The organism is Pseudomonas abieticivorans, assembly GCF_023509015.1.
Classification (GTDB): domain Bacteria; phylum Pseudomonadota; class Gammaproteobacteria; order Pseudomonadales; family Pseudomonadaceae; genus Aquipseudomonas; species Aquipseudomonas abieticivorans.
Window position 1 is genome coordinate 3,546,007 of record NZ_CP094975.1, and the last position, 24,725, is coordinate 3,570,731.

20 protein-coding genes are annotated in these 24,725 nt (G+C 61.6%); 9 read left to right on the forward strand and 11 right to left on the reverse strand.

Features of this window, described 5'->3' with window-relative positions; genetic code table 11:
* Positions 1-13 precede the first annotated feature (13 nt).
* The 5 genes from L9B60_RS16250 to L9B60_RS16270 all read right to left on the reverse strand — a co-directional run bounded on the left by L9B60_RS16250 (position 14) and on the right by L9B60_RS16270 (position 7,697).
* A complete protein-coding gene (locus tag L9B60_RS16250) occupies positions 14-1,396 on the reverse strand; it encodes an OprD family porin (protein ID WP_249671668.1) in 1,383 nt (460 codons plus the stop codon).
* Between the two features lie 154 nt (positions 1,397-1,550).
* Positions 1,551-3,152, reverse strand: coding sequence for an ABC transporter substrate-binding protein (locus L9B60_RS16255; protein WP_249671669.1), 1,602 nt, complete (start codon positions 3,150-3,152; stop codon positions 1,551-1,553).
* A gap of 314 nt (positions 3,153-3,466) precedes the next feature.
* Positions 3,467-5,074: an ABC transporter substrate-binding protein gene (locus tag L9B60_RS16260; RefSeq protein WP_249671670.1), complete on the reverse strand. Its 1,608-nt coding sequence runs from the start codon at positions 5,072-5,074 to the stop codon at positions 3,467-3,469.
* A gap of 251 nt (positions 5,075-5,325) precedes the next feature.
* Positions 5,326-6,927, reverse strand: a complete 1,602-nt coding sequence (locus L9B60_RS16265; protein ID WP_249671671.1) for an ABC transporter substrate-binding protein — start codon at positions 6,925-6,927, stop codon at positions 5,326-5,328.
* Between the two features lie 65 nt (positions 6,928-6,992).
* Positions 6,993-7,697: an SIMPL domain-containing protein gene (locus tag L9B60_RS16270; RefSeq protein WP_249671672.1), complete on the reverse strand. Its 705-nt coding sequence runs from the start codon at positions 7,695-7,697 to the stop codon at positions 6,993-6,995.
* A 676-nt stretch (positions 7,698-8,373) separates the two neighbouring features.
* Here L9B60_RS16270 and L9B60_RS16275 point away from each other — a divergent pair.
* The 9 genes from L9B60_RS16275 to L9B60_RS16315 all read left to right on the forward strand — a co-directional run bounded on the left by L9B60_RS16275 (position 8,374) and on the right by L9B60_RS16315 (position 19,493).
* Positions 8,374-9,636 carry an ATP-binding protein gene (locus L9B60_RS16275; RefSeq protein ID WP_249671673.1) on the forward strand — a complete coding sequence of 421 codons (1,263 nt, stop codon included), beginning with the start codon at positions 8,374-8,376 and terminating at the stop codon, positions 9,634-9,636.
* Positions 9,629-10,189 (forward strand): response regulator transcription factor, encoded by a 561-nt coding sequence (locus L9B60_RS16280; protein WP_249671674.1) that lies wholly within the window; start codon positions 9,629-9,631, stop codon positions 10,187-10,189. The genes L9B60_RS16275 and L9B60_RS16280 overlap by 8 nt, the downstream gene beginning before the upstream one ends.
* An 83-nt stretch (positions 10,190-10,272) precedes the next feature.
* Positions 10,273-12,012, forward strand: a complete 1,740-nt coding sequence (locus tag L9B60_RS16285) for an ABC transporter ATP-binding protein/permease (RefSeq protein WP_249671675.1) — start codon at positions 10,273-10,275, stop codon at positions 12,010-12,012.
* Between the two features lie 68 nt (positions 12,013-12,080).
* Positions 12,081-12,824, forward strand: coding sequence for a FadR/GntR family transcriptional regulator (locus tag L9B60_RS16290; RefSeq protein WP_249671676.1), 744 nt, complete (start codon positions 12,081-12,083; stop codon positions 12,822-12,824).
* A gap of 218 nt (positions 12,825-13,042) precedes the next feature.
* Positions 13,043-13,954: a 5-dehydro-4-deoxyglucarate dehydratase gene (gene kdgD / locus L9B60_RS16295; RefSeq protein ID WP_249671677.1), complete on the forward strand. Its 912-nt coding sequence runs from the start codon at positions 13,043-13,045 to the stop codon at positions 13,952-13,954.
* A 101-nt stretch (positions 13,955-14,055) separates the two neighbouring features.
* Complete coding sequence (locus L9B60_RS16300) at positions 14,056-15,432, forward strand: MFS transporter (protein ID WP_249671678.1); 1,377 nt, start codon at positions 14,056-14,058, stop codon at positions 15,430-15,432.
* Positions 15,433-15,442: 10 nt separating this feature from the next.
* On the forward strand, positions 15,443-16,996 hold the full coding sequence (gene garD, locus L9B60_RS16305; protein WP_249671679.1) for a galactarate dehydratase: 1,554 nt from the start codon (positions 15,443-15,445) through the stop codon (positions 16,994-16,996).
* 158 nt (positions 16,997-17,154) lie between these two features.
* Positions 17,155-18,096, forward strand: coding sequence for an AEC family transporter (locus L9B60_RS16310; protein WP_249671680.1), 942 nt, complete (start codon positions 17,155-17,157; stop codon positions 18,094-18,096).
* Positions 18,097-18,143: 47 nt separating this feature from the next.
* Positions 18,144-19,493: an amino acid permease gene (locus L9B60_RS16315; protein ID WP_249671681.1), complete on the forward strand. Its 1,350-nt coding sequence runs from the start codon at positions 18,144-18,146 to the stop codon at positions 19,491-19,493.
* Positions 19,494-19,508: 15 nt separating this feature from the next.
* Here the strand turns inward: L9B60_RS16315 and L9B60_RS16320 are convergent, their stop codons facing one another.
* The 6 genes from L9B60_RS16320 to gatC all read right to left on the reverse strand — a co-directional run bounded on the left by L9B60_RS16320 (position 19,509) and on the right by gatC (position 24,706).
* Positions 19,509-19,889 (reverse strand): carboxymuconolactone decarboxylase family protein, encoded by a 381-nt coding sequence (locus L9B60_RS16320; RefSeq protein ID WP_249671682.1) that lies wholly within the window; start codon positions 19,887-19,889, stop codon positions 19,509-19,511.
* Positions 19,890-19,902: 13 nt separating this feature from the next.
* Positions 19,903-20,955: a calcium/sodium antiporter gene (locus L9B60_RS16325; RefSeq protein WP_249679753.1), complete on the reverse strand. Its 1,053-nt coding sequence runs from the start codon at positions 20,953-20,955 to the stop codon at positions 19,903-19,905.
* Between the two features lie 56 nt (positions 20,956-21,011).
* Positions 21,012-21,383, reverse strand: a complete 372-nt coding sequence (locus tag L9B60_RS16330) for a septal ring lytic transglycosylase RlpA family protein (RefSeq protein WP_249671683.1) — start codon at positions 21,381-21,383, stop codon at positions 21,012-21,014.
* A 110-nt stretch (positions 21,384-21,493) separates the two neighbouring features.
* Positions 21,494-22,939 (reverse strand): Asp-tRNA(Asn)/Glu-tRNA(Gln) amidotransferase subunit GatB, encoded by a 1,446-nt coding sequence (gene gatB, locus L9B60_RS16335; protein WP_249671684.1) that lies wholly within the window; start codon positions 22,937-22,939, stop codon positions 21,494-21,496.
* Positions 22,940-22,950: 11 nt separating this feature from the next.
* Entirely contained in the window at positions 22,951-24,402 is a 1,452-nt protein-coding gene (gatA, locus tag L9B60_RS16340; RefSeq protein ID WP_249671685.1) for an Asp-tRNA(Asn)/Glu-tRNA(Gln) amidotransferase subunit GatA, read from the reverse strand.
* A gap of 16 nt (positions 24,403-24,418) precedes the next feature.
* On the reverse strand, positions 24,419-24,706 hold the full coding sequence (gene gatC, locus L9B60_RS16345) for an Asp-tRNA(Asn)/Glu-tRNA(Gln) amidotransferase subunit GatC (RefSeq protein ID WP_249671686.1): 288 nt from the start codon (positions 24,704-24,706) through the stop codon (positions 24,419-24,421).
* Positions 24,707-24,725 lie beyond the last annotated feature (19 nt).

Here is a 24,725-nt window from a genome sequence, read left to right on the forward strand (position 1 = left end):
CGCCCTTGCTGGCTTACAAAATGTTGAACGGGATGGTGGTGACCACGCGCAGTTCATCCAGGCTGCCGTCGATCTGGTTGGCCGTGGCGCGGTGGGCGGTGTAGTTCACGCGGATGCTGCTGGCCTTGAGCGGGCCGCTCTGCACGGCATAGGACGCGCCGATGCCGTATTCGTAGTGCTTGTCGCCATCCAGGTTTTTGACGTCGTAGGCAGTGCCCTGGTAGTGCGTGCCGTCGATGCCCCAGCCGCGTGCGGTATAAATGCTGAACTTCAGGCCCGGCACGCCGTACTCGGCCATGTTCAGGCCGTAGGCTACCTGGAAGGATTTTTCGTTGGGGCCGTTGTAATCCGAGAACAGCGAGTTGGCCAGGAAGATGCCGTTGGTTTCGTGCAGGTAGTCGAAGTACTCGTTGCCGTTCACTTGCTGGTAGGCGAAGGTCAGGCTGTGGGCCAGATGGGTGGCGGTCAACGACAGGCTATAGGTGTCGTTGTCGATCTTGCCCATCTTGCGGCTGCCGGCATCCTTGGTCTTGTAGTAGTTGAGCCCGGTGGTGATGTCGACCACTTGGGTGTCGCCCATTTCGTGGGTGATGCCCAGGTAGTACTGGTTCCAGAAGTCTTCGACGTTGGTGGCGAACAGGCTGCTCTTCACGCTTTTGAACGGCTGGTAATTGACCCCCAGGGTGCTGACGCGATCGGTCTCGGCCTTGTTATTGGTGTACTCGGTGCGGAACTTGCTCAGGCTCTGCTCGGTACGCGGCGACACGCGGTCGAAGGTGCCGCCCTGAAACGACAGGTTGTCGAACTCCTCGCTGTTGATGCTGATGCCTTCGAAGCTCGAAGGCAGCGCACGGTTGCCAATGGTCGCGACCATGGGCGTGTCCATGCTTTGGCGGCCGGCAGTCAGGGTGGTGTTGGACACCCGCGCCTTGATGTTGGCCAGGCCCAGCTTGCTCCACTGGCCGACCACGTCGCCATCGCTGTCGGTCAGGGTACGGTTGCTGCGCGGGCCGGCCACGGACTGGCGGTCACGCTCCAGGGCCACGGCGTTGTAGGCCGCCACCTCGGTGGCAAAGCCAACGGTGCCCTGGGTGAAGCCGGAGCTGTAGTTCAGTACGGTCGACTGCACCCAGTTGGTCCGGCTGTGGGTCGGGATGCGCTTGCCGGTGGAGTCCGAATAAGTGAAACGGGTACCGCGGGTGGTGTGCTCGCGGGCATACCAGTTGCGCGTGAAGCCGCTCAGGCTCTGGTCTTCGACAAAGCCTTTGGCATCGGCCTGGGCGCTGCTGTTTTTCAGGCTGATGGGGAAAAAGTCCTGGCTGACTTCTTCGGCATGGGCCAGGTGGATCAGGCCCCCCAGGGACAGTGCGAATACTGCGGTTTGTTTGAATTTCAAGGTGAAGCTCCTTTAACTTTTCTTTCTTATATGCCGATCTTTTTTGGTGATCTGGCTTTGTTTTCGCTGCAATTAAATAATTGCAAACGTTTGCTACGCGAAATTCGCGTGCAGTGATGCGCTGGGCCAATGCTCCGCGCATCAGGGCTCAGGGTTAATCGATCAGGGTGACCCCGGAAAAGTCGTTGCGCCCCAAGGGGCTGACCTGGAACCCATCGACCTTGGCACTCATTGGCTGACTGACCTTGGAATGGGCGACGGGGGTGATGGGCACTTGTTGTTTGAGCAATTGCTGGGCTTGGCGATACAGCTCGCTGCGCTGTTCGCGGTCGGTCAGGCCCTTGGCTTTTTTTACCAGCGCGTCGTACGTGGCGTCGCACCACATCGCGGCGTTGTTGCTGCCAATGGCATCGCAGCTGTAAAGGGTGCCAAGCCAATTGTCCGGGTCGCCGTTGTCACCGGTCCAACCTAGCAGCACGATGTCGTGCTCGCCGTCCTTGACTCGCTTCACGTACTCGCCCCACTCGTAGCTGACAATGCGCGCCTTGATGCCGACCTTGGCCCAGTCGGCCTGGAGCATCTGGGCCATCAACTTGGCGTTGGGGTTGTAGGGGCGCTGCACGGGCATGGCCCACAGGGTCACTTCGGTGCCTTCCTTGATGCCGGCCTGCTGGAGCAGCTCGCGGGCTTTTTCAGGGTTGTAGGCAGCGTCCTTGATCGTGGTGTCGTAGGACCATTGGGTCGGTGGCATGGCGTTTACCGCCAGTTGGCCGGAACCTTCGTACACGGCATCGAGAATGGCCTGCTTGTTAACCGCCATGTCCAGCGCCTGGCGCACGGGGAGTTGGTCGAAGGGCGCGCGCTGGGTGTTGTAGGCGATGTAGCCGACGTTGTAGCCGGCCTGCTCGACTACCTTCAGTTTCGGGTCCTTGTGCAACGTGGCAAGGTCTGCCGGGCGCGGGTTCAGGGTGATCTGGCATTCGTTCTTGCGCAGTTTCTGCACGCGTACCGACGGGTCGGTGTTGATGGCGTAGATCAGGTTCTCGACCTTGACCTGGCTGGGATCCCAGTACTGTTTGTTGGCCTTGTAGCGGATCTGCGCATCCTTCTGGTAGCGCGCCAGGGCAAATGGCCCGGTGCCGATCGGCTTGTGATTGATGTCGCTGGGCTTGCCTGTTTCAAGCAGGTGGTCGGCGTACTCGGCAGACAGGATCGCGGCGAAGCCCATGGCGATGTTCTGGATGAACGCGGCATCCACCGAGCGCAAGGTGAAGGCTACTTCCATTGGCCCGGTTTGCTCGACCTGGGTGATGTTCTTGTCCAGGCTCATGGAGCCGAAGTAGGGGAACTCGGCGGGGTAGGCCTTGCGGAACGGGTGGTCGCGATCCAGCATGCGCTGGAAGGTGAACACCACGTCTTGCGCATTGAAATCGCGGGTCGGGGTGAACCCATGGTTGCTATGGAACTTGACCCCTTCACGCAGGTGAAAGGTGTAGGTCAGGCCGTCCTCGGACACCTCCCAGCGGGTCGCCAGGGCCGGGATGACGGCCGTGCCGCCTTTCTGGAATTCGGTGAGGCGGTTGTACAAAGGCTCGGCGGCATCGTTGTCGGTGCCGGTGGTGTATTGGGCAATGTCGAAGCCGGACGGACTGCCTTCGGAGCAGAACACCAGGTTCTTGCTGGCTGCCTGGGCGAGTGGAAGCTCGGCCAACAGGCCTAGGCTCAGCAATGAAGCTGCTAGATGGGTATGGCGCATGAAGGTCCCTATGCTTTCTGGTCTGGGTTCATGGGCACTCGATTGAGGGCCTTTGCAGGCGCCTGTCTGGCCGATGCATGAACCATGGCTGCAGCTTCACCGACACACTGGCGCGAACGGCGGGCTACCTGTCGAAACTAGGTTCGTCAGGGCCAGCCGTATAGGCGCAGAGTCTTTCAGTCGTGTAGGACCATTCCCAAATAGCTGTGTGTACCGCTTGAAAATGCAGTAATTAAGCTCTTAGGACGTTTCCACATGATCGGTGGGAAGCTGCCGCCGCGGCGCCGTCATCGGGCGCCGCTTCGGTAGAGACCTTAATTGCTGATGCCGACACCGTAGAACGAGTTCAGGCCCAGGGGGCTGATCTTGAAGTCGGTGACGTTGGCACGCATCGGCTGGTAGACAGTCGAGTGCGCGATCGGGGTCATGGGGACCTGATCTTTCAAGCGGTGCTGGGCCTGTTTGTACAGTTCAGTCCGTTTGGCCTGGTCGGGTGTGGCCTTGGCCGCCTTGATCAGTTTGTCGAAGTCGGCATCGCACCACTTGCCGAAGTTGTTGCCGTTGACCGCGTCACAGCCAAACAGGGTGCCCAGCCAGTTGTCCGGGTCACCGTTGTCGCCGCTCCAGCCAATCAGCATGGCGTCGGTTTCACCGTTGTGCGCACGCTTGATGTACTCGCCCCACTCGTAGCTGACGATCTTGGCCTTGATACCGATCTTGGCCCAGTCCGACTGCAGCATTTCGGCCATCAACTTGGCGTTGGGGTTGTACGGGCGCTGCACGGGCATGGCCCACAACTGGATCTCGGTGCCTTCTTTTACGCCCGCTTCCTTGAGCAGCTCCTTGGCCTTTTCAGGGTTGTAGGCGGCGTCCTTGATGGTGGTGTCGTAAGACCACTGGGTCGGCGGCATGGCGTTGACGGCCAGTTGGCCTGCGCCCTGGTACACCGCGTTGATGATCTGCTGCTTGTCGACGGCCATGTCCAGCGCCTGGCGAACTTTCACGTTGTCCAGCGGCTTGTGGGTCACGTTGTAAGAGATGTAGCCCAGGTTGAAGCCTGGCTGGTTAGGCATCTTCAATGCCTTGTCTTCTTCCAGCGGCTTGATGTCGGCCGGGCGCGGGTAGGCGGTTACCTGGCACTCGTTTTTCTTCAGCTTTTGCATGCGCACCGAGGCATCGGTGGTGATGGCGAAGATCAGGTTGTCGATCTTCACGTCTTCAGGCTTCCAGTAGTCCTTGTTGCCCTTGTAGCGGATCTGGGCGTCCTTCTGGTACTTGCTGAACACGAATGGGCCAGTGCCGATCGGCTTCTGGTTGATGTCCTGGGGTGTGCCTGCCTTAAGCAGTTTGTCGGCGTATTCGGCCGACTGGATCGAGGCGAAAGGCATGGCCATGTTCTGGATGAACGCGGCGTCCACAGTCTTGAGGGTGAACTTGACGGTGTGGTCGTCGATCTTCTCGAGCTTGGTGATGTTTTCGTTCATCCCCATGTCGGTGAAGTACGGGAACTCGGTGGGGTACGCCTTGCGGAACGGCATGTCTTTGTCGAGCATACGGTTGAAGGTGAACAGCACGTCGTCGGCGTTGAATTCGCGGGTAGGCTTGAAGTAGTCGGTGGTGTGGAACTTGACCCCTTCACGCAGGTGGAAGGTGTAGGTCAGGCCGTCCGGGGATACGTCCCAGCTGGTGGCCAGGCCCGGGGTCACGGTGCTGCCGCCGCGAGCGAACTGCGAAAGGCGATTGAATACGGTTTCGGCTGAGGCGTCGAAGTCAGTCCCCGTGGTGTATTGGCCCGGGTCGAAACCGGCGGGGCTGCCTTCGGAGCAGAACACCAGGCTAACGGGTGCTGCCGCCTGGGCGAACGGTGTAACGGCTAGCAAGCCGGCACTGACGAGGAACGGAATGACCGCGGTTTTGAGCATGGTGGCCTCAGTGTTGTCATTTTAATTAGAGGGGACCTTGTGGGTCGACCCGCCGATACTTATGCAGGCGTCGTACCCGAATCAATACTTTAGTACCGGTTGAGCAGCTAATCGTGGAACGTACGTACAAGAATGTCGCATTGATATAAAAAATACGAAGTTGAACGTTTGCGCGCGCCCAAAAACGGGCATTTCACGCACCAAAGCGGCCCGGCCCGGTTATTTCGTGAGCCGGGCTGGGGCATTTGGTATCACTTGCTCAGGCTGACCCCATAAAACGGGGTGAGGCCAAACGGGCTGATCTTGAAGTCCTGTACTTCTTTGCGCATGGGCTGGAACACCGTCGAGTTGGCGATCGGCGTGATCGGCACCTGTTGCTTCAAGATCTTTTGCGCCTGCTGGTACAGGCTGATGCGCTCGTTGCGGTCACTACTGAGCTTGGCTTTCTGGATCAATTGATCATAGGCCGGGTCGCACCACTTCGCGTAGTTGCTGCCCTTCACCGCTGCACAGCTATAGAGCACGCCCAGCCAGTTGTCGGGGTCGCCGTTGTCACCGGTCCAACCGTAAATCATCACATCATGCTCGCCGGCCTTGGCGCGCTTGATGTATTCCCCCCACTCGTAACTGACGATATCGGCCTTGATGCCGACCTTGGCCCAGTCGCTCTGGATCATCTGCGCCGACATCCGCGCATTGGGGTTGGAGGCGCGCTGCACGGTCATGGCCCACAACTTGATCTCGGTGCCCGGTTTTACCCCGGCCTCCTTGAGCAGTTCACGCGCTTTGTCCGGGTTGTAGGGGGCGTCCTTGATGTTTGGGTCATACGACCATTGCGCCGGTGGCAAGGCATTTTGTGCCAACTGGCCGGCGCTCTGGTACACGGCCTTGACGAGGGCCGGCTTGTCGATGGCCATGTCCAGGGCCTGGCGCACCTTGAGCTGGTCGAGTGGCGGGTGGGTTACGTTGTAGGCCAGAAAGCCCAGGTTGAAACCGGCCTGGTGCAGCACCACCAGGTTGGGGTCATTCTGCATTTGCTCGATGTCTTGCGGGCGCGGGTAGCCGCTGACCTGGCATTCGCCGGTCTTGAGCTTCTGCAGGCGCACGGCGGCATCGGTGTTGATCGAGAAGATCAGGTTGTCGATCTTCACGTCTTCAGGCTTCCAGTAGGCCTTGTTGGCGCTGTAGCGAATTTGCGAATCCTTCTGGTAGCGCTTGAACACGAACGGCCCGGTGCCAATGGGCTTTTGGTTGATCTGCTCGGCCTTGCCCTGCTTGAGCAACTGATCGGCGTACTCGGCGGACTGGATCGAGGCGAAGCTCATGGCCAGGTTCTGGATAAAGGCGGCGTCGACATGGTTGAGGCTGAACACCACGGTTTGCGCGTCGGTCTTGCCGACGGACTTGATGGTGGTGTTCAAATCCATGTCGTTGAAGTACGGCGACTCGGACGGGTAGGCCTTGCGAAACGGCATGTCCTTGTCCAGCAAACGCTGGAAGGTGAACAACACGTCGTCGGCGTTGAAGTCGCGGGTAGGGGTAAAGTAGTCGGTAGTGTGGAACTTCACCCCGGGGCGTAGGTGGAAGGTGTAGCTCAGGCCGTCCGGGCTCACGTCCCAGTGGGTGGCCAGGCCTGGTTCCACTTCGGTACCGCCGCGCTTGAACTGGGTCAGGCGGTTGAACACGGTTTCGGCCGAGGCGTCGAAATCGGTGCCACTGGTGTATTGGCTGGGGTCGAAGCCGGCGGGGCTGGCTTCGGAGCAGTAGACCAGGGTGCTGGCCGCCTGGGCCAAGGGCGAGCAGGCAAGCAGGGCGGCGGCAAGAAGCAGCGGTTTGACGGCGTGATAGTCCATGAAGGCCTCAAGGTGCGGGGACGGCAGCGTGACAGAGTAACGCCGTTGCCGCCCCGCGACAGCCCTTAAGGCATTAGAACTTCGATGGTGCCATCGGCATTCATCGTCACCTGGCTGGTGCCCGCTTCTACTTCCGGGGTGGGCGCTGCATCGGCGCTGGCTTTCATCATCATTGCCGCACGCGGGAACGGCGGTTGGTAGCCGCTGCTGTTAAGGTTCATGTTGACCACCTTGTAGCCCTTGCCACCCAGGGCCTGGGTAGTCAATTGCGCGCGGGCCTTGAAGGCGTCCACTGCATCTTTGAGCAGGGCGTCTTCACTGGCGGTGCGGGCCTTGGGCGAGACGGTGAAGCTCATGTTGCCCATTTTCAGGTCTTGCAACAGCTCGCCGGTGAGCTTGGACAGCGCCGGGAAATTCGCGCTTTCCAGGCGCAGTTCGGCATGTTCGCGCCAGCCGGTGATTTTCTGGCCTTTGTCATCATAGATCGGGTAGCTGTTACGGCTGCCCTGGCTGATTTTCACGTCCTTCACTTCGCGTGCCTGGCCCAGCGCCTTGTTCAGGGTTTGCGTGATCTGTGCGGCAAGCTTGGCCGGGTCGGCGTCTTGCGCTTCGCTGTAGAGGGTGACCAGCATCAGGTCGCGGGGCACTTCCTGGCTGACTTCGGCGCGCAGGGATATCTGGTTGTAACGGGGCTCATCGGCCAGCGCAGGCAGGCTGGCAAGCAGGCTGGCGCCCAGGGCAATGGCGGCGCTGCGGCTGAGGGTGGACATTGAGGCACTCCTTGTGGGGAAAGTGCTAAGACTGTAGACCGGCGGCGCCGGTTCATAAAGCGAGTGTTACAGGCTGTATCTGGGGGGGGCTTTGATGGGCTTGGTTCAGGGCTCAAGTGCTGCTGAGACCGGCCGCCCGCGCGGCCTATCGCAAGCAAGCTTGCTCCCACATGTGCTGCAACGTACCGCGTTCTGATGGAGAGGCGGTGCCTGCCTTGGTTGAACTGCAGGTACATTTGCCGTGCACTTAGGCATGGGTGTGTTGCAAGAATGTAGGAGCAAGCAAGCTTGCTCCTACATGTGCTGCAACGTACCGCATTCTGATGGAGAGGCGGTGCCTGCCTTGGTTGAACTGCAGGTACATTTGCCGTGCACTTAGGCATGGGTGTGTTGCAAGACCTATCGCAAGCAAGGCTTGCTCCCACATGGGTTGCAACGTGCCGCAGTCTGGTGGGGAGGGGTTGCCTGCCTTGGTGTACTGCAGTTGCATTTTTGGGGCTTTGTGTGGGAGCAAGCTTGCTTGCGATAGGCCGCTGGGGCGGCCGGTAGTGGCCCTGATTGAATTTTGCGCCCGGCACGAGTGCGTGTTGCGGCGCTTTGCCGCACTTTTCTCTGCCTCAAGCCTTACACGGGTATACTTGCAACGATCTACCTGGAGCGCTCATCAGGAGAGCTCATGCTCGCCCCCGTACTGCCTTTGTCTGCAACCCGCCAGAACCTGTGGCGCCTGACCTTTATTCGCACCTTGGTGCTGGCCGCGCAGGCCGGTTCGCTGGGGTTTGCCTACCTGACGCACCTGTTTCCATTGCCTTGGCTGCAGTTGGGTATCACGCTGGGCATTTCCGTGGTGCTGTGCGCCGTGACGGCCATGCGCTTGCGTACTTCGCTGCCGGTGACGGAGCTTGAGTACGCCGTGCAACTGATGTGCGACCTGGCGATCCACAGCGCGTTGCTGTTTTACTCAGGCGGTTCCACCAATCCGTTCGTCTCTTATTACCTGGTACCGCTGACCATCGCTGCGGTCACCTTGCCCTGGTTGTACTCGCTGATCCTCTCGGGCATCGCCCTGGCTTGCTACACCTTGCTGCTGGTGTGGTTCTATCCGCTGCAAACCTTGCCCATCGCCCGGGAAAACCTGCAGAACTACGGCATGTGGCTAAGCTTTGCCCTGGCGGCCGGGGTGATCACCTTCTTCGCTGCTAAAATGGCCGAAGAGTTGCGCCGCCAAGAACAACTGCGTGCCCAGCGCCGCGAAGAAGGCCTGCGTGACCAGCAATTGCTCGCCGTGGCCACCGAGGCTGCGGGTGCTGCCCATGAGTTGGGCACGCCTTTGGCGACCATGAGCGTGCTGCTCAAGGAAATGCGCCAGGACCACCCCGACCCGGCCCTGCAGGAAGACCTGCAAGTGCTGCAAGACCAGGTCAAGCTGTGCAAGGAAACCTTGCAGCAACTGGTACGCGCCGCCGAAGCCAACCGGCGCATGGCTGTGGAAGAGAAAGAAGTCACCTTGTGGCTGGACGAGTCGCTGAACCGCTGGCACCTGATGCGCCCCGAAGCCACTTACCGCTTTCAGCGCCTGGGCCAAGGCGAAGTGCCGCGCCTGGCACCGCCACCGGACTTGACCCAGGCCTTGCTCAACCTGCTGAACAACGCCGCCGATGCCTGTGCCGAAGGCCTGGAAGTGCGCCTGGACTGGAACACTGAAGATATCTTCATCAGCATTCGTGACCACGGCGCGGGTGTGCCTCTAGCTATCGCCGAGCAAATCGGCAAACCTTTCTTCACTACAAAGGGCAAAGGCTTCGGCCTGGGCCTGTTTTTGAGCAAGGCCAGCGTGACACGCGCCGGCGGCTCGGTAAAACTCTATAGTCATGAAGAGGGCGGTACGCTTACCGAGCTGCGCCTGCCCCGTGACGCCCGAGGAGACAGAGATGACTGATGAAACCCAGGTCGAAAGCGAAGAGCTGCCGCACCTGCTGCTGGTCGACGACGACGCCACCTTTACCCGGGTAATGGCCCGTGCCATGGCCCGCCGCGGTTTTCGCGTAAGCACCGCAGGCTCGGCCGAAGAAGGCCTGGCGCTGGCCCTGGCGGACATCCCCGACTACGCGGCGCTAGACCTGAAAATGGAAGGCGACTCGGGCCTGGTGCTACTGCCCAAGCTGCTGGAGCTGGACCCAGAGATGCGCGTGGTGATCCTGACCGGTTATTCGAGCATCGCCACGGCGGTCGAAGCCATCAAGCGCGGCGCCTGCAACTACCTGTGCAAGCCGGCCGACGCCGACGACGTGTTGGCCGCCTTGCTGTCCGAACACGCGGACCTGGACACCCTGGTGCCGGAAAACCCCATGTCGGTGGACCGCTTGCAGTGGGAACACATCCAGCGCGTGCTCACCGAGCACGAAGGCAACATCTCCGCCACTGCCCGCGCCCTGGGCATGCATCGCCGCACCTTGCAGCGCAAGCTTCAGAAACGTCCGGTCCGGCGCTGAGCGCTGACCTGTGAGTGTTTTTGCCGTGCCGGTGGTTCAGGATCGAACCGCCCGGCGCCGCCATTCTCCTTTGAGCCTGAACAATGAATCAGAACGCTGAGCATTCCGCGGTCAACGATGCCGTGCACGGTCAATTCCTGCGCAAAGTCTGGAAACTGATCACGCCCTATTGGAAAAGTGAAGAGAAGGCCAAGGCCTGGTTGTTGTTGCTTACCGTCATCGGCCTGTCCCTGGTGGGCGTGGCGCTGCAGGTGTGGTTCAATAGCTGGAACCGCGACATGTACAACTCGCTGCAGGACAAGCAGTACGACACCTTCGTGCACCTGATCCTGTATTTCTGCGTGATTGCCACCGTGTCGATCCTGGTCGGCGTGTTGCGCATCTATCTGACGCAGATGCTGACCATTCGCTGGCGGCGCTGGCTCACCGAAAAACACTTCAAGAAGTGGCTGGGCCACAAGAACTACTACCAGCTGGAACGGCAAGGTGGCACCGACAACCCCGACCAGCGCCTTACCGAAGACCTGCGCAGCTTTACGTCCGACACCCTGAGCATTGGCCTGGGCCTGATCAGCAACATCGTCAGCCTGGTGTCGTTCTCGGTGATCTTGTGGGGTATTTCCGGCAGCATCGAAGTGTTCGGCATCACCATCCCCGGCTACATGTTCTGGGCCGCGGTGCTCTATGCCTTGGCGGGTAGCTTGATCACTCACTTGCTGGGCCGCCGTCTGATCCGTTTGAGCAACCGCCAGCAACGCTATGAGGCTGACCTGCGTTTTGGCCTGGTGCGCCTGCGCGAGAACGCCGAGACCATTGCCCTGCTCGACGGCGAGCCGGTGGAAAACCAGCGCCTGAGCGCACGCTTTGGCCAGGTGTGGAGCAACTACTGGGAAATCATGCGCGTGCAGAAGCGCATGAACATCTTCACCAACGGTTACGCGCAAATCGCCAACATCTTCCCGGTGGTAGTGGCGGCGCCGCGTTACTTCGCCGGCAAGTTGGAGCTGGGTGGGTTGATGCAGGTGGCCAACGCCTTTGGCAACGTGCAGGAAAGCCTGAGCTGGTTCATCGACGCTTACGTGAGCCTGGCGGCGTGGCGCGCCACCTGTGATCGTTTGCTCAGTTTCCGCGCGGCCATGGACGCCAACGAGCAACGCAGCAGCGGCATCCAGGTCAACCACGCCGGCAGCGCGCTGCAGATCAGCGATTTGGGCCTGAAGCTGCAAAGCGGTCGCCAGTTGTTTGAAGGGGCCTCGCTGAACGTGGCGGCGGGTGAGCGGGTGTTGCTCAGTGGCCGTTCGGGCAGTGGCAAAAGTACGCTGTTGCGGGCCATGGGCAACCTGTTGAGCGAAGGGCAGGGGCGTATCGACATGCCCGCCGGGCGCTCGCTGTTCATGCCGCAAAAGCCCTACCTGCCGATTGGCAGCCTGCGTGAGGCGTTAAGTTATCCACAGCCGGTTGAGGCCTACACGCCCGGGCAATATGAACAGGTACTGAACACCTGCCGTTTGCCGCACCTGATCGAGCGGCTCGACGAGAGCAACCACTGGCAGAGCCTGCTCTCGCCGGGTGAGCAGCAGCGCCTGGCCTTCGCCCGTGCGCTGTTGTATGCGCCGCAGTGGCTGTACCTGGACGAAGCCACCTCAGCGATGGATGAAGAGGACGAAGCCGCTCTATATCAAGCCTTGATCGATGAACTGCCGGGTCTCACCCTGGTCAGCGTCGGCCACCGCAGCAGCCTCAAGCGCTTCCATTCGCGGCACATCCGCCTGGAAGGTGGACACTTGGTGACACAACCTATGGGCGCGCCCTCACCGGTGTGAACTGTGGTCGTACAACCAGAATGCGCTATGATGCGCCTATAACCGTCATTTCGAGACAGATGTTCGATATGGATACTCAGAGCGCACCGCGCGCCCGCAGAAAGCCCCGCAGCCTGGCCCAGGAACTGGTCACCGTGCTGACCGAGCGCATCCTCAACGGCGAACTCAAGCGCGGCGACAAGCTGCCCACCGAGTCGGCGATCATGGAAGAGCAGGGTGTCAGCCGCACGGTGGTGCGCGAGGCGATCTCGCGCCTGCAGGCGGCCGGGCAGGTGGAAACCCGCCACGGCATCGGTACCTTCGTGCTCGATACGCCAAGCCCCAGCGGCTTTCGCATCGACCCGGCCACCATCGTCACCTTGCGTGACGTGCTGGCGGTGCTGGAGCTGCGCATCAGCCTGGAAGTGGAATCGGCGGGCCTGGCGGCCCAGCGCCGCTCGCCCGAGCAGTTGGCGTTGATGCGCGCAGCCCTCGATGCCCTGAGCGAAAGCGTGGCACACGCCAGCGACGCGGTGGCTTCGGACTTCCAGTTCCACCTGCAAATCTCGCTGGCCACTGGCAACCGTTACTTCACCGACATCATGAACCACCTGGGCACCAGCATCATCCCGCGCACGCGGCTGAACTCGGCACGCCTGGCCCATGATGACCAGCAGCACTACATGAACCGCCTGAGCCGCGAGCACGAGGAAATCTACGAGGCCATTGCCCGTCAGGATTCCGATGCGGCGCGGGCGGCCATGCGGCTGCACCTGACCAACAGCCGGGAACGGTTGCGCCATGCCCATGAAGAGGCGGCGGCGCAGGGTTGAAGGCTGGTGTGACGGTTAAACCGCGCTGACCTTTTCGCGGATAAATCCGCGCTTACGGTAGGGTATTCCGTAGGCACGGATTCATCCGCGAATGGCCCTACCGCCGGTCCACATTTCATCATGCACCCTATTGAGCATTTATAAGTGTGGTTGTACGATGACGTACGACATCAGCCACGGCTGAGCGCATATTCCATGCAACCCAGGGTGTTCGAATAATGAATCCACAAGAACTGAAGTCCATCCTTTCTGCCGGCCTGCTGTCTTTCCCGGTGACCGATTTCAACGCCCAGGGCGACTTCCATCGCGCAGGCTACATCAAGCGCCTGGAGTGGCTGGCCCCCTACGGCGCCAGCGCGCTGTTCGCCGCCGGCGGCACCGGTGAGTTCTTCTCGCTGGCTGCCAGCGAATACAGCGAAGTGATCAAGACGGCGGTCGACACCTGCGCCACCAGCGTGCCGATCCTGGCAGGCGTGGGCGGTGCCACTCGCCAGGCCATCGAATACGCGCAAGAAGCCGAGCGCCTGGGCGCCAAAGGCCTGTTGCTGCTGCCGCACTACCTGACCGAAGCCAGCCAGGACGGCGTGGCCGCCCACGTCGAAGCCGTGTGCAAATCGGTGAAGATCGGCGTGATCGTCTACAACCGTAACGTCTGCCGCCTGAACGCCGTGCAACTGGAACAACTGGCCGAGCGCTGCCCTAACCTGATCGGTTACAAGGATGGCCTGGGCGACATCGAACTGATGGTGTCCATCCGCCGTCGCCTGGGCGACCGTTTCAGCTACCTGGGCGGCCTGCCGACCGCTGAAGTGTACGCGGCGGCCTACAAGGCCCTGGGCGTGCCGGTGTACTCGTCGGCGGTGTTCAACTTCATCCCGAAAACCGCGATGGACTTCTACCACGCCATCGCGCGCGACGATCACGAGACCGTCGGCAAGATCATCGACGACTTCTTCCTGCCGTACCTGGACATCCGTAACCGCAAGGCAGGCTACGCCGTGAGCATCGTCAAGGCGGGCGCCAAAATCGCTGGCTACGACGCAGGCCCGGTGCGCACCCCGCTGACCGACCTGACCCGCGAAGAGTACGAAATGCTCGCCGCGCTGATGGACAAGCAAGGCCCGCAATAAGCCCTGCTGCAGAATCCGGGGGTGGCGCCTGCCTGACGCCGCCCCCGTTACAGTGTTGACTGCATTACCCGCATAAAAATAACGAGTGGGAGTACATCTACATGCAAGCGCTCAAGCAGACTCGCGTCCGCTACTTGATCCTGCTCATGCTCTTTTTGGTGACCACGATCAACTATGCCGACCGTGCAACCATTGCCATCGCTGGCTCCAGTTTGCAAAAAAGTCTCGGCATCGACGCCGTGACCCTCGGTTTCATCTTCTCTGCGTTCGGTTGGGCCTATGTGGCAGGGCAAATCCCTGGCGGCTGGCTGCTGGACCGCTTCGGCTCCAAGAAAGTCTACGCGCTGAGCATCTTCACCTGGTCGCTGTTCACCGTGCTGCAAGGCTATGTCGGTGAGTTCGGCGTCTCTACCGCCGTGGTCGCGCTGTTCATGCTGCGCTTTCTGGTGGGGTTGGCCGAAGCGCCTTCGTTCCCGGGCAACGCGCGCATCGTCGCGGCCTGGTTCCCCACTGCGGAACGTGGCACCGCCTCGGCCATTTTCAACTCTGCGCAATACTTCGCCACCGTGCTGTTCGCACCGCTGATGGGCTGGATCGTCTTCACCTACGGCTGGCAACACGTGTTCATGGTCATGGGCGGGGTGGGCATCCTGTTCTCGCTGATCTGGCTGAAAACCATCTACAGCCCGCGTCAGCACCCGATGATCAACGCCGCCGAGTTCGACTACATCGCCCAGAACGGCGGCATGGTCGACATGGACCAGGACAAAGGCCCGGGCAAACGCACCGATGGTCCGAAATGGGACTACGTGCGCCAGTTGCTGACCAACCGCATGATGCTCGGCGTGTACCTGGGCCAATACTGCATCAACGGCATCACTTATTTTTTCCTGACCTGGTTCCCGGTGTACCTGGTGCAGGAGCGCGGCATGACGATCCTCAAGGCTGGCTTCATCGCCTCGTTGCCGGCGATCTGCGGGTTTATCGGCGGGGTATTGGGCGGGATCATTTCCGACTGGCTGCTGCGCCGTGGCCACTCCCTGACCTTTTCCCGCAAGGCGCCGATCATTGGCGGCCTGTTGCTGTCGACCACCATCGTGGCCTGCAACTACGTGGACCTGGAATGGATGGTAGTGGGCTTCATGGCCCTGGCCTTCTTCGGCAAGGGCGTCGGCGCCCTGGGCTGGGCCGTGGTCTCGGATACTTCACCCAAGCAGATCGCCGGTTTGAGCGGCGGGCTGTTCAACATGTTCGGTAATATCGCCTCCATCACCACGCCGATCGTGATCGGCTACATCATCAGCACCACCGGTTCGTTCAAATGGGCCCTGGTGTTCGTCGGCGCCAATGCGCTGGTGGCGGTGATCAGCTATCTGGTGATCGTAGGCGACATCAAGCGTGTGGAGCTCAAGGAACCACCGGCCAAGGGCCGCAAGTCCGACGGCACGGCTAACCAGCTCTCCCACGCCAATTCCTGAGGAACACCCCATGCAGTTGATTCAACACGCTGACTCGCCTCGGGTCATTCAGCTCAACCCGCTGGATAACGTGGTCGTGATCGTCAACGACCAGGGTGTACCGGCCGGCACCGAATTGCCCGGCGGCCTGGTCACCATCGATCACGTGCCGCAGAGCCACAAGGTCAACCTGGTGGACATCCCCGTGGGCGGCGAAATCATTCGCTACGGCCAGGTCATCGGTTATGCCCTGCAGCCGATCCCCCGTGGCAGTTGGGTCAAGGAAGACCTGCTGCGCATGCCCACCGCGCCGCAACTGGATAAGTTGCCGATGTCCGACGCGGTGCCGGCCGCCTTGCCGCCGCTTACGGGTTACACCTTCGAGGGCTTCAGGAACGTCGATGGTACCGTCGGCACGCGCAACATCCTTGGTATCACCACCACCGTACAGTGCGTGACCGGGGTGCTGGACCATGCGGTGAAACGCATCCGCGAAGAGCTGCTGCCCAAATACCCTAACGTCGACGACGTGGTCGCGCTGACCCACAGCTATGGCTGCGGCGTGGCGATCACCGCCACCGACGCCTATATCCCGATCCGTACCGTGCGCAACCTGGCGCGCAACCCCAACCTGGGTGGCGAAGCCTTGGTCATCAGCCTGGGCTGCGAGAAGTTGCAGGCCGGCCAGGTGATGCACGACGGCGACCTGTCGGTCGACCTCAGTGAGCCTTGGCTGTACCGCCTGCAGGATTCCAGCCACGGTTTTGTCGAAATGATCGAGCAGATCATGGAACTGGCCGAAGTGCGCTTGAAAAAACTCGACCTGCGCCGCCGCGAAACCGTGCCGGCCAGCGAGTTGATCCTGGGCATGCAGTGCGGCGGCAGCGACGCATTTTCCGGCATCACCGCCAACCCGGCCCTGGGCTACGCCAGCGACCTGCTGTTGCGCGCCGGTGCCACGGTGATGTTCTCGGAAGTGACCGAGGTGCGTGACGCCATTTACCTACTGACCTCCCGCGCCCAGGACCAGAAAGTGGCCGAGGCGCTGGTGCACGAAATGGACTGGTACGACCGTTACCTGGCCAAGGGTGAGGCGGACCGTAGCGCCAATACCACGCCAGGCAACAAGAAGGGCGGGTTGTCGAACATCGTCGAGAAATCCTTGGGTTCGATCGTCAAGTCAGGCAGCAGCGCCATCAATGGCGTGGTGGGGCCGGGCGAGCGGGTGCAGCACAAAGGCTTGATCTTCTGCGCCACCCCGGCCAGCGATTTTGTCTGCGGCACCTTGCAATTGGCCGCCGGCATGAACCTGCACGTGTTCACCACCGGCCGCGGCACCCCTTACGGCCTGGCGATGGCGCCGGTAGTGAAAGTCTCGACCCGGACCGAGCTGGCCCAGCGCTGGCCGGACCTGATCGATATCGACGCCGGGCGCATCGCCACCGGGCGGGCGACGATCGAGGAGTTGGGCTGGGAGCTGTTTCACTACTACCTGGACGTGGCCAGCGGCAAAAAAGAGACCTGGGCCGAGAAGCACCGGTTGCATAACGATATCGTGTTGTTCAACCCGGCGCCCATCACCTGACAGGTACCCGTGTAGGAGTGGATTCTTCCGCGAAAAGGTCGCTGCGGTTCAGCCGAATGATCGCGGTGTGTGTTTCGCGGATAAATCCGCTCCTACAGGGGGTTGTGTATAACGCTATCATTGCCCCTTCCTGACCACAGGCAACAGGTTCCCCCGGCATGCTGGCGATCTTTCTGCAAACCCTGAACATCACCGCCCCGGTATTTGCCATGCTGTTTTTGGGCATATTCCTCAAGCGCATCGACTGGATCAACGACAACTTCATCCAGATCGCCTCGGCACTGGTGTTCAACGTGTGCATGCCGTGCCTGCTGTTCCTGGGCATCTATCACGCGGACCTGGGGGCAGCGATGAAGCCTGGGCTGTTGGCCTACTTCACGGTCGCCACCCTGGTCTGTTTCGCCTTTGCCTGGGGCATGGCCATCTGGCGTTGCCCGCCAGAGGATCGCGGCATCTATACCCAGGGTGCCTTTCGCGGTAACAACGGCGTGGTCGGCCTGGCGTTGGCGGGCAGCATGTACGGCGACTATGGCATCTCGCTGGGGGCGATCCTCGCCGGCCTGGTGATTCTGCTCTACAACACCCTGTCGACCATCGTGCTGGCCATCTACAGTCCGAACATCAAGTCCGACCCTTGGAGCGTGTTCAAGAGCATCCTGCTCAACCCGCTGATCATCAGCGTGTTGCTGGCCACGCCCATGGCCTATCTGCAGGTCGGTTTGCCCAACTGGCTGCTGATGTCGGGCGATTACCTGGCGCAGATGACCCTGCCGCTGGCACTCATCTGTATCGGCGGCACGCTGTCGCTGGCGGTGCTGCGCGAGAGCGGCAAGCTGGCGGTGGACGCCAGCCTGGTGAAGATGGTCTGGTTGCCGATCATCGGCACGGCCGGTGGGTTTTTCTGCGGGTTTCGCGGCGCCGAGTTGGGTATTCTGTTTTTGTACATCGGCAGCCCGACCGCGGCCGCCAGTTACGTGATGGCCCGAGCGGCCAATGGCAACCACCAATTGGCGGCAGCGATCATCGTGATTACGACGATAGGTGCAGCGATTACCACCAATATCGGTATTTTCCTATTGCAGTGGGGCGGCTGGATCTAGATCCTGTGCGCCATCTATTGTCGCCGTTCCACGCTTAAGGAAGCTCCATGGACCAAAACACTGCCGTCGAGGGCCTGCACCGCGGCCTGAAGAATCGGCATATCCAGCTGATCGCCCTGGGCGGAGCCATCGGTACCGGGTTGTTCCTGGGCATTGCCCAGACCATCAACATGGCCGGGCCTTCGGTCATCCTCGGTTACGCCATTGCCGGCCTGATCGCCTTTTTCATCATGCGCCAGCTGGGCGAGATGGTGGTCGAGGAGCCGGTGGCCGGTACCTTCAGCCATTTTGCCAACAGCTACTGGAGCAACTTCGCCGGCTTCATGTCGGGTTGGAACTACTGGGTGCTGTATGTGCTGGTGGGCATGGCCGAACTGACCGCGGTCGGCATCTACATCCAGTACTGGTGGCCAGGCGTGCCGACCTGGGTGTCGGCTGCCGTGTTTTTCGTGTTGATCAACTTGATCAACCTGACCCAGGTGAAGGTCTATGGCGAAATGGAGTTCTGGTTTTCGCTGATCAAGGTGGCAGCCATCGTCAGCATGATCGCCTTCGGTGCCTGGCTGCTGGCCAGTGGCAACGGCGGCCCGGACGCAAGCGTGGCCAACCTGTGGCAGTACGGCGGCTTTTTCCCCCATGGCGTGAGCGGCTTGCTGCTGGCCATGGCCGTGATCATGTTCTCGTTCGGGGGCTTGGAGCTGGTGGGCATTACCGCTGCCGAAGCCGATAACCCGCAAACCAGCATCCCCAAGGCGACCAACCAGGTCATCTACCGGATCCTGTTGTTTTACGTGGGCGCGTTGGCCATCCTGCTGTCGCTGTACCCTTGGCAGAAAGTCGCATTGGGCGGTAGCCCGTTCGTGATGATCTTCCACGCGCTGGACAGCAACCTGGTGGCGACCTTGCTGAACGCCGTGGTGCTGACGGCCGCGCTGTCGGTGTACAACAGTTGTGTGTACTGCAACAGCCGCATGCTGTTCGGCCTGGCCGCCCAGGGCGATGCGCCCAAGTCGATGCTCAAGGTCAACCGCCGTGGCGTGCCCCTGGCAGCGCTGGGGATCTCTGCGTTGGCCACCGGCCTGTGCGTGGTGATCAACTACGTGATGCCCGGTGAGGCCTTCGAATTGCTGATGGCCCTGGTGGTGTCGGCACTGGTGATCAACTGGGGCATCATCAGCATCACCCACTTGAAGTTCCGCAAGGCCAAGCGCATTGCCGGGCAAACCACCCTGTTCCAGAGCTGGGGCTACCCGGCCACCAACTACCTCTGCCTGCTGTTTTTGGCTGGCATCCTGGTGGTGATGTACATGACCCCGGGCATCCGTATCTCGGTGCTGTTGATTCCAGTGTGGATGGCCGTGCTGGGTGCCACTTACCTGATCAAGAACAAGCGCTGAAAAGCAGCTCGCAGCTTATGGCTTGCCGCTGCCCTCGATGACTTCTTGCGCCGAGCGGAAGGCATCGATGGCAGCAGGTACGCCGGCATACACGGCGCAATGCAGCAACGCCTCGCGAATCTCCTCCACCGTACAGCCATTGTTCAAGGCGCCGCGCACGTGGCCCTTGAGCTCTTGCGAGCATTTGAGCGAGGTCAGGCAGGCCAAGGTGATCAGGCTGCGGGTTTTCAGGTCCAGCCCGCCGCGGTTCCATACGCCGCCCCAGGCGTGATCGTTGACGAAGTCCTGCAACGGCTGGGTGAACTCGGTAGCGTTGTTCAGGGCGCGATCGACGAAGACATCGCCCATGACCTGGCGGCGCATTTCGACGCCGGCTTTCTTGTCGTGCTCACTCATCACTCATCTCCTTTCAGTGTTGTCGTCGCCAGGCGCGCCACGTGCTCAGCAGCACGAACAACGCCAACAGCGGCAGGATGTAAAACAGCATCAGGTGCTCGAGCCGGGCGGCCAGGGGCATACCGGTAGTGAAAGTGACCACGTGCAGCCCGTAGGCGGTGTACAAGCCCAGCAGCACCAGGCCTTCGGCGCGGGTGATGCGGTAGCCCGAATAAAACATCGGCAGGCACAGCGCGGCCACGCCGAGCATCACCGGCAGGTCGAAGTCCAGCGCGTTGGGCGAGATGGACAGCGGGGTGGGGGCGATGACTGCGGTGACGCCCAGCACCCCCAGCAGGTTGAACAGGTTGCTGCCGATCACGTTGCCCACGGCAATGTCGCGCTCGCCGCGCAGGGCGGCGATCAGCGAGGTGAACAGTTCGGGCAGCGAGGTGCTGACGGCGACGATGGTCAGACCGATGATGCGGTCGGACAGGCCGAAGTCCAGCGCCACTTCGGTGGCGGCGTCCAGCACCAGATGGCCGCCGAAAATCAGCATGGCCAGCCCCGGGACCATCATCAGCGCGCTGCGCGCCCATGGCAGCGGGCCGCCGGCGGGCAGGTGGTCGGTGCTGAGGTAGGTGCGCCCATGCTGGCGCGACTGGCGGCGCAGCAGCCCTAGGTAAACCAACAGGGCAATCAGCAACAGTAGGCCTTCGAGGCGGCCCAGCTCTTCGTTCAGGCACAGCAAAAATACCAGCACGCTGGCGCCGATCATCAGTGGGATGTCCAGGCGCACCAGTTGCCGTGACACCCGCAGCGGAATAATCAGTGCGCACAGGCCCAGGGTCACCAGGATATTAAAGATGTTGCTGCCAAATACGCTGCCTACCGAGATGTCCGGTGCGCCGGTGAAGGCGGCCTGCAGGCTGACGGCCATTTGCGGCGCGCTGCTGCCGAAGGCCACGACACTCAGGCCGATGATCACCGGGCGTACCTTCAGGCTTGCCGCCAGGCGCACGGCGGCACGCACCAGCAATTCGGCGCCGCCGATCAGCAGCAACAGGCCGGCCGCCAACTGCAGCAGGCTGAGAGTGGGGAGTGAGGCGAGGTCAAAAATGGTTGCAGCTCCGCAGAGGGGCGTTAATCGGTCAGACTTTGTACCCGGACTCGCGCCGTTCCGCTACCGAGCATGCCCAGTTGTTCGGCCGCCTCGCGGGAAACATCGATCAGGCGGCCGCGGGTATGTGGGCCACGGTCGTTGATGCGCACCGCGACTTTACGGCCATTGTCCATGTTGGTGACCAGTACCCGAGTGCCAAAGGGCAAGCGGCGGTGGGCGGCGGTCAGGGCGTGTTGGTCGAAGCGTTCACCGCTGGCGGTGCGCTTGCCTTGGTGTTTGGCGCCGTAGTAGCTGGCACTGCCGGTTTCATCGTAGCCACGTGGGTCGATGTCATGGCTGGCACAGCCGGCGAGTAGGGTGAGGAAGGCAAAGGGTAAAGCCAGGCGCCGCATTCAGGGTTCTCCGTGATGGTGTGGGCCCGACCCGTGGGAGCAGAGCTTGCGCGCGATAGCGTTCTTGCGTACGCCATCGCTGGCAAGCCATGCTCCCACAACGGAGCGGGCTAGCCTTCGAGTTTGCTTTTCAGCAATTCGTTCACCTGTTGCGGGTTGGCCTTGCCTTTGGAGGCTTTCATGGCCTGGCCGACGAAGAAGCCGAACATCTTGCCGCGCTTGGCCTCATCGGCAGCGCGGTATTGCTCGACCTGCTCGGCGTTGGCCGCGAGCATCTCGTCCAGCACCTTCTCGATGGCGCCGCTGTCGGTCACTTGCTTCAGGCCGCGGGCTTCGATCACCTGGTCCGCGCTGCCTTCGCCGTTGGCCATGGCTTCAAAGACCATCTTGGCGATCTTGCCGGAGATGGTGTTGTCTTTGATGCGCAGCAGCATGCCGCCCAGTTGCTCGGCGCTGACCGGCGATTGGTCGATTTCCAGGCCTTGCTTGTTCAGCAGGCTGCCCAGTTCAACCATCACCCAGTTGGCCGCCAGCTTGGCGTCGCCGCCAATGGCCACCACCTGTTCGAAGTAATCCGCCTGCTCGCGGCTGGAAGCCAGCACGCTGGCGTCGTACAGCGACAGGCCGAACTGGCTCTGGAAGCGCTCGCGCTTCTGCGGCGGCAGCTCCGGCAGGGTGGCGCGGGTAGCGTCCAGGAAGGCGCTCTCGATCACCACCGGCAGCAGGTCTGGATCGGGGAAGTAACGGTAGTCGTTGGCTTCCTCCTTGCTGCGCATGGCGCGGGTCTCGTCCTTGCTCGGGTCGTACAGGCGGGTTTGCTGGATGACCTTGCCGCCGTCCTCGATCAGTTCGATCTGGCGAGCGATTTCGCTGTTGATCGCCTTCTCGATGAAGCGGAACGAGTTGACGTTCTTGATCTCGCAGCGGGTGCCAAACTCGACCTGGCCCTTGGGGCGGACCGATACGTTGCAGTCGCAACGCAGCGAGCCCTCGGCCATGTTGCCGTCGCAGATCCCCAGGTAACGCACCAGCGAGTGCATCGCCTTGACGTAGGCCACCGCCTCTTTGGCGCTACGCATGTCAGGCTCGGAGACGATTTCCAGCAGCGGGGTACCGGCGCGGTTCAAGTCGATGCCGGTGCTGCCACTGAAGTCTTCGTGCAGGCTTTTGCCAGCGTCTTCTTCCAGGTGCGCACGGGTGACCCCGATGCGCTTGACGGTGCCGTCTTCCAGGGTGATGTCCAGGTGGCCCTTACCGACGATCGGCAGCTCCATCTGGCTGATCTGGTAACCCTTGGGCAGGTCGGGGTAGAAGTAGTTTTTGCGGGCGAACACGTTGTGCTGGCCGATTTCGGCGTCAATGGCCAGGCCAAACATGACCGCCATGCGCACCGCTTCTTGGTTCAGCACTGGCAACACGCCAGGCATGCCCAGGTCGACCAGGCTGGCCTGGGTGTTCGGCTCGGAGCCGAACGTGGTGGCACTGCCGGAGAAAATCTTCGACTGGGTGCTGAGCTGGGTGTGAATCTCCAGCCCGATGACGACTTCCCATTGCATGTGTTTTCTCCTTAGAAGCCTTCAGGCGAACGCGTGTGCCAGTCGGTGACCTGCTGGTAGCGGTGCGCGACGTTGAGCAAGCGGCCTTCCTGGAAATACGGTGCCAACAACTGCACGCCCACCGGCAGGCCGCCGGCGAAACCGGCGGGCATCGAAATGCCGGGCAGGCCCGCGAGGTTGGCGGTGATGGTGTACACGTCTTCCAGGTATTCGGCGACCGGGTCAGCGTTTTTCGCGCCGATCTTCCAGGCCGGGTTCGGCGTGGTCGGGCCCAGAATCACGTCGACCTCTTGGAAGGCGGCCATGAAGTCGTTCTTGATCAGGCGGCGGATTTTCTGCGCCTGCAAGTAATAGGCGTCGTAGTAGCCAGCCGACAGCGCGTAAGCACCCACCAGGATGCGGCGCTGCACTTCGATGCCGAAGCCTTCGGCGCGCGAGCGCTTGTACAGGTCGGTGAGGTCGGCCGGGTTCTCGCAGCGGTAGCCGAAGCGCACGCCGTCGAAGCGCGAGAGGTTGGACGAGGCCTCGGCCGGGGCGATCACGTAGTACGCGGGAATCGCGTGCTGCATGTTCGGCAGGCTGATTTCCTTGATCACCGCGCCGAGCTTTTCCAGCTCCTTGACGCTGGCCTGGATCAGGTCGGCGATGCGCGGGTCCAGGCCTGGGCCAAAGTATTCCTTGGGCAGGCCGATACGCAGGCCTTCCAATGAACCGTTAAGGCTGGCGCTGTAGTCGGGCACCGGTTCATCGATGCTGGTGGAGTCCTTGGCGTCGAAACCGGCCATGCCTTGCAGCAGCAGCGCGCAGTCTTCGGCAGAGCGGGCGAAGGCGCCGGCCTGGTCGAGACTGGAGGCGTAAGCGATCATGCCCCAGCGCGAAACGCGACCGTACGTCGGTTTAAGGCCCGTGAGGTTGGTGAAAGCTGCCGGCTGTCGGATCGAGCCGCCGGTGTCGGTACCTGTCGCAACTGGCAGCAGGCGCGCGGCCACTGCGGCAGCTGAACCACCGGACGAACCGCCCGGAACGTGCTCGGTGTTCCACGGGTTTTTCACCGCGCCGTAGTAGCTGCTTTCGTTACCCGAGCCCATGGCGAACTCGTCCATGTTGGTCTTGCCCAGGGTCACCGCGCCGGCAGCGGCCAGGCGGGCGACCACGGTGGCGTCGTACGGGGCCTTGAAGTTGTCGAGCATCTTCGAGCCACAACTGGTGCGTACGCCCTGGGTGCAGAACAGGTCTTTGTGGGCCAGCGGCGCGCCCAGCAGGGCACCGGTTTCGCCGGCGGCGCGGCGGGTGTCGGCGGCCTGGGCCTGGGCAATGGCCAGGTCCTCGGTCACGCTGATGAAGCTGTTGAGCTGCGGGTCCAACTGGGCAATGCGCGCCAGCAGGGTGCGGGTCAGCTCCTCGGAGCTGAATTTCTTGTCGGCGAGGCCACGGGCGATCTCGGCCAGGGTCAATTGATGCATGGCAGGCTCTATTCCCTTACTCGATGACTTTGGGTACCAGGTACAGGCCGTTCTCGACCGCTGGCGCGATGGCTTGGTAAGCCTCGCGATTATTGCGCTCGGTGACCTGGTCGGCGCGCAGGCGCTGACTGGCTTCCAGTGGGTGGGCCAGCGGCTCGATGCCGGTGGTGTCGACCGCCTGCATCAGGTCGACCAGCCCAAGAATGCTGTTGAGTGCATCGGTGGTGCGCGGAATATCGGCTTCAACCAGGCCCAGGCGGGCCAGGTGAGCGATTTTTTCCACGTCACAGCGTTCAAGCGCCATGGGGATCTCCAGTGGAAAA